The following is a 3,626-nucleotide window of genomic DNA, read 5'->3' as shown; positions in this document are numbered from 1 at the left end:
AGAAGATATCTAATCCATTTCGGAATAAATATCTTCTGCTTTTAAGTTAATGACATTGCTTATTTACAGGCTTTTTCCGTATCCAGACCGGAGAATCCCCGGCAACAAACCCGGTAACCAAGTGGCAACCATCCCGGCAACAGACCGCTAATTTTATGCGATCCACTCCTTCGGCAGTTCCAGCTGGCAGCATTCTTCCTCGGTCAGCTCCACAAATCCATCTTCGTTGCCGGGCAGTTCGTTGCCGGAAACGTCCCGTTCCCAGCCCCTCTGCCTGCCATATCCGGTGAACATCCGGGGATTGGAGAATGGTTTCCAGCCCGTCACCACCGTGTTCATGATCTCGTTGATATTGTGCAGCTGCCACCGCTTCGGCTCATCGTAGGTGTGGCCCAGCGCCTCCTTGAACAGCTGTTTGGAGCAGACCATGCTGCCGGTGTAGTGTTCCAGAAAGCCCTGTATCTGTCCGGCCTCGGTGTCCTCCGGCATGAAATCCTTCTGCACCTCCACCAGCTGGCGCTGGATGGACTTGCTGAACTTCATAGAGTAGTGGCCGCTGCGGTAAATCGTCATGGCCTCCGCCCAGACCTGTAAAAGATAGGCTCTGGAGGCGTCCTCGTCCTCCAAAATGTGAACCTCTGCATTCTCCGGGTAAATCATGATCGGCAAAAAGCGCCGATTTCCGGCCCGGTCAAGGGGCAGGAAGTCCAGTGTGTTGGACGAACCGCCGAACACACACTGCCGCAGCCGGTCTTTGGGCTGGGCCTCGTAGGGCGTCCGGTAGGTTTCCTTCTGGCGGCTGATAAAGGAGCGGATTTCTTCAATGCTTTTGGCGCTGCTGGTAGCCAGCATCTCCGACATTTCGATAATCCAGTGTCCTTGCAGCTTCAGATACACCCTGTCATCGTCCAGTTTTTTCAGGTCGTCACTGAACCACTCGTCCCGGATCGCCAGCAAGCGGAAGAAGCTGGACTTGCCAGCCCCCTGACCGCCCACCAGACAGAGCATTTCCTCATATTTGGAGCCGGGGCGGAATACCCGCCGGATAGCCCCCAGCAAAAAGTGTTTCAGCATTTCCTCCACATAGTCGCTCTCGTCCGCACCTAAGAAATGATGGAGACAGGAGCGGATGCGGGGCGTCCCGTCCCAGACAAGGCCGTTTAGCACGTCCTGTATGGGATGGTAGCAGTTCTCATTCGCCACGATGGAGAGCGCCGCCGTCATCTTTTTCTCACTGGTCAGGCCATAGGTCTGCTCAAAATAGAGAAGCAGATATTTCACGTCCGTATCCGTCAGGGCACTGGTATTCCTGCGCCAGCCTAAATCCTGTACAATGTCCACCCGGTCAGTCAAAAGGTTCAGGCGGATCGCCCCACGCAGGAGAGGGTCATGGCAGAACACCGTCCGGCAGTTGCCGATGGTGTTGGCGGGCTGGCCCTTCTCGGTGACGGACAGGCTTTCCCGCACCTCATCAACGCTCCGCTCCGGCGCTAAGGCTTCGGCTGCGCTCATGGCGGCCTGCCGGGTGGCTAGCGGTAAACTCTGATATTCGCTGCTCAATCTTCCTCACCTCTTTTCCATACTCAGCGACCACGGAAGCACGTTCCTCCATGCTGCCGGACAAGAGAATATCCAGCAGATATTCCGTGTACGGTTTCTTTTGCAGGGCCTCCACGAACAGCGGATTCCACGCTTCATCCGGCGTCTGCGGGGCGTATTCCTTCTCCCAGCGTTCCAGCAGATGCAGGTAATTGCACAGCACCCGGAAACATTTCTGCTCCGCCTGCCGGTAACGCAGTTCCTCGCTGATTTTTCGCTTGACCGGCCTCCTGCGGGGCGGGTCATGGCCTTTGGCGTCATAGTGGACAGAGAAATCCTCCGCCAGCTTCAGCGCCGCCTCCTTACTGCTCAGACTAAACAGACGGGCGGTAAAATCAATCACATCCCCATCTGCCTGACAGCCAAAGCAGTGGAACCGATGGTCAATCTTCATACTGGGATGTTTGTCATCATGGAAGGGACAGCAGGCCATGCCATTCCTGCCAACCTGCACCCCGTAATATTCCGCAGCCTGCCTTGTGGTGACAGACTCCTTCACCGCTTCAAATATATTCGATTTTCTCACCTCCAGGCAGAGAAAAAAGCACCCGTTTCCGCAGAAAATCAGGTGCCTCATAACTCCATATCGTGTTTCTTTTTCGGAGCAATCCGCCCCTCACGTTCCCAGCGTTCCCGGTTATCTCGGTCAGCGTTCAGCCTGCCTTTCGCCAGCTTCTCCCGGATGGATTCTCTGGCCTTCTCCTTAATCTGCTCCTTACCGGCCTTCTTGACCTCCGGCTGCATGAGAGTTTTCTGGATTTTTGCCAGGGCGTTCTGCATGACCCGTTTGATTTTGGTAATCACTCCATCCAGACGGGCGGCAGCGTAGTCACGCTCCTTCTTCGGGGCCTTGCGCTCCGGCGAAAGCACCCATTTTTTCGATTCTTCCACCAGACGAATATCTTCCTTGTGTGTCTCCTGCCGGACGGTATCGGTCACCACCTCCACCGCCTTGTCATAGGCCGCATCGGAAACATCATCTAACAGCGTCTCCACGTCCTCGATTTTGAGCGTCAGTTCTTCCAGCTTCTGCTCCTGCGCCGCAAGCTGCTCCTTCTGCTTCATCAGGATATAATCCTGTTTTTCCAGATAGTCCCGCCCGCCGTAGGACGGCTCCTGATCCAGATGCAGCCCATGCCGTCTGGCGATGTCAAACAGGATCGTCCGGCAGACCGCATCAAAGGTCTGCTTGCGGTTGTTGTTCCGGCCTTTGGGCTTCTCCGGGTTGGGGAGAGGGATGCCAAGTTCTTCCAGCGCCTTTTCCTGCTGGGGGCACAGTTCCCCATAGCGGTTCTCACAGTCAAAGACGTGCCGCTCATGGATGTGGGGCGTCCCCTCGTCCAGATGGAGCGCCCAGTCCAGGATGTGGATATGGGAACCGAAGCGGCGCTCAAATTCCTGATAAAACTCATTGACGATGGAAAAGAGCGTATCCGGCGAGACGGATTCTCCCATCGTGCCGATCTGGTAGATACTTTCCTCCGGGCAGGTCTTGTTGTTTTTCAGCAAGTCCTCCACAGTGCGGTTGCGCTCGGTGTGCCGGGTTTTCTCATTCCGGGCGTTCTGAGCTTCCACATAGCCGCCGTAATGCTCGTAGTAATACATCCGCTCGATTTCCTCAAAGCTGAAATCCGGCTGCTCCGGGTTCTCCCGGAACTCATGGGTGGTAAAGCCCCGGTAGCAGTCCCAGTAGACATTTTGCCTTGCCCGTTCTGCGTCAATGTGTTCGCTGTTCTCCACATCGAACCGGCGGTCATTGTGGCGGGGATTATAGGTGCCATGCTTGCCGGAGCGTCCATTGTGTCGTGTCAGTTTCAAACAGATTTCCTCCTTCCTGCGAAGATGTTCTGGGGCCGGGGAAGGGGCGGCGAAGCCGCAAATCCTGCGAATTTTGCGTCAGGTAATACCCAATACAAGTTGACGCAGGCATCAACTTTCCCTGGGCAAGGCGTTTCACCCTTGACCCGATGGGGCGGCTGCCCTCAACCTGCCAAGGCACTTCGTCCTTGACCCGATAATGGCTGCCG

At 55.7% G+C, this 3,626-nt stretch carries 3 protein-coding genes; all 3 read right to left on the bottom strand.

Translation table 11 applies throughout. The features are described 5' to 3' along the window. Positions 1-153: 153 nt before the first annotated feature. The 3 genes from DWX32_RS12310 to DWX32_RS12300 are packed head-to-tail and all read right to left on the bottom strand — an operon-like array spanning position 154 to position 3,417. Positions 154-1,512 carry a virulence-associated E family protein gene (locus DWX32_RS12310; RefSeq protein WP_055221981.1) on the bottom strand — a complete coding sequence of 453 codons (1,359 nt, stop codon included), beginning with the start codon at positions 1,510-1,512 and terminating at the stop codon, positions 154-156. Further along, on the bottom strand, positions 1,472-2,176 hold the full coding sequence (locus tag DWX32_RS12305; protein WP_055266766.1) for a CHC2 zinc finger domain-containing protein: 705 nt from the start codon (positions 2,174-2,176) through the stop codon (positions 1,472-1,474). Before DWX32_RS12305 ends, DWX32_RS12310 begins: the two co-directional genes overlap by 41 nt. Further along, positions 2,173-3,417: a serine/arginine repetitive matrix protein 2 gene (locus tag DWX32_RS12300; protein WP_117760454.1), complete on the bottom strand. Its 1,245-nt coding sequence runs from the start codon at positions 3,415-3,417 to the stop codon at positions 2,173-2,175. The genes DWX32_RS12305 and DWX32_RS12300 overlap by 4 nt, the downstream gene beginning before the upstream one ends. Positions 3,418-3,626 lie beyond the last annotated feature (209 nt).

It is taken from the genome of Blautia sp. AF19-13LB (assembly GCF_003479105.1).
In the GTDB taxonomy this organism is placed as follows: Bacteria; Bacillota; Clostridia; order Lachnospirales; family Lachnospiraceae; genus Fusicatenibacter; species Fusicatenibacter saccharivorans.
This window is presented reverse-complemented; position numbering and strand designations above follow the sequence as displayed.